The organism is Streptomyces sp. DH12, from assembly GCF_020873895.1.
Taxonomy (GTDB): Bacteria; Actinomycetota; Actinomycetes; order Streptomycetales; family Streptomycetaceae; genus Streptomyces.
The window spans coordinates 1-447 of sequence record NZ_JAHWGT010001123.1 but is presented as its reverse complement, the minus strand read 5'-3'; the positions used below and the strand labels follow the sequence as shown (position 1 = coordinate 447).

General features: G+C 74.0%; 1 protein-coding gene. It reads right to left on the bottom strand.

The window, feature by feature from the left end; translation table 11 throughout:
* A partial coding sequence (locus tag LPA54_RS38845; protein ID WP_228985103.1) for a TetR/AcrR family transcriptional regulator occupies window positions 1–447 on the bottom strand: 447 nt, incomplete at both ends.

Genomic DNA, 447 nt, shown 5'->3' with positions numbered 1-447 from the left:
GGCGAGCGACTCGGCGGCCCCCACCAGCGCCTCCGCCAGCCCGGACACCTCCGCCTCCCGCAGGTCGGGGTCCCGGTGGGCCTCCCGCGCGGCGGCCAGGATCAGCTGCGTCACGAACGCGACGATCTCCGCGCGCATCGCGGCCACCTCCGCGGCGAACACCTCCCCGTGGGTGCGCGCCTGGAGGTGCAGCACCGCCCAGCCGTCGGGGTGCCGGGCGGTGTGCGTGAAGAACGCGGTCAGGCCCGACCAGAGCTGCCGGTCCGCCGGCAGTTCGGGCCGGGCCCCCGCGCGCACCGCCTCGGTGAGCGCCCTGGCCTCACGGCGGATGCACGCGGTGAACAGGTCCTCCTTGGAGTTGAGGTACAGGTACACCAACGGCTTGGACACGCCCGCCAGTTCGGCGATCTCGTCCATCGACGCGGCCATGTACCCCCGGTTCCCGAA